The 1,183-nt window shown below is 59.3% G+C and carries 1 protein-coding gene; it reads left to right on the top strand.

Annotated elements, in window-relative coordinates:
- Positions 1–295 precede the first annotated feature (295 nt).
- Positions 296–1,183, top strand: an 888-nt coding sequence (gene guaB / locus V6C07_RS12745) for an IMP dehydrogenase (protein ID WP_333536851.1), incomplete at its 3' end; no start/stop codon positions are given.

Here is a 1,183-nt window from a genome sequence, read left to right as displayed (position 1 = left end):
ATGCCTGCACGCGGCCGCCGCACGGCGCATGCGCCCCACAGGGGCGAAGTGGTGATTCATAGGATGTTTGCCGCCTCACGTCAAGCCTTGAACAAAAAAGCGCCCTCCGGCACTTGCCAAGGCCGCTCAAAAACTGTACGCGCAAGCACCCGCTTCGCTACAGGAGCGCGCGGCACGACCGCAAACCCGGCAGGCCCGACCGCAGAGCCACAGCCCGCATTGACATACGGCCCGCAAGGGGATACCCTGTTAGACTACAATTTGAACAATTATTCCAGCATATTACGAGGATGCCATGTTCACCAATCGCGGCAAAGCGCTGACCTTTGACGACATTTTGCTCATTCCCGGCTATTCGGACATTACTCCTGATGCCGTGGACATAGCCACCTGGCTTACCCCTTCCATCCCCCTGCGCATCCCCCTGCTTTCTGCCGCTATGGACACCGTAACGGAATCGGCCATGGCGATTTCCATGGCTCGCATGGGCGGCATCGGCATTGTCCATAAAAACATGCCCGTGTCCCGGCAGCGCCTTGAAGTTGAAAGGGTCAAAAAGAGCGAAAGCGGCATGATCCTCGACCCGGTAACCATTTCGCCCAACAATACGGTGCAGGAAGCTCTTGACCTCATGTCGGACTTCCGCGTTTCCGGCCTGCCGGTTGTGGCCGACGACCGCCTTGTGGGCATTCTTACCAATCGTGACGTGCGCTTTGTCGAAGACGGCCAGGCCGTGCGCGTGGCCGACGTCATGACCAGCGAAAATCTCGTTACCGTACCTATGGGCACATCCCTTGCCGAAGCCAAGCAGCACCTGCACGAGCACCGCATTGAAAAACTGCTTGTGGTGGACGAAGATGGTCATTTGCGCGGCCTGATCACCATGAAAGATATCGACAAGGTGCAAAAATATCCCAACGCCTGCAAAGACGCCGCCGGGCGCCTGCGCGTGGGCGCGGCCATCGGCATCGGCAAGGATTGCGAATCCCGCGCCGAGCAACTGCTTGAGGCCGGGGCCGACGTGCTGGTGCTTGACTCTGCCCACGGGCATTCCGTCAACGTCATCAAGGCCATTCGCATGGTCAAGTCGGCGTTTCCCAACTGCCAGCTTGTGGCCGGCAACGTGGCTACCTACGAAGGAGCCAAGGCCATCCTTGAAGCCGGCGCCGACACCGTCAAGGTA

It is taken from the genome of Desulfovibrio sp. 1214_IL3152 (assembly GCF_036763055.1).
In the GTDB taxonomy this organism is placed as follows: Bacteria; Desulfobacterota; Desulfovibrionia; order Desulfovibrionales; family Desulfovibrionaceae; genus Desulfovibrio.
Note: the sequence above shows the minus strand (reverse complement) of the source record. Positions and strands in the feature narration are given on the sequence as shown.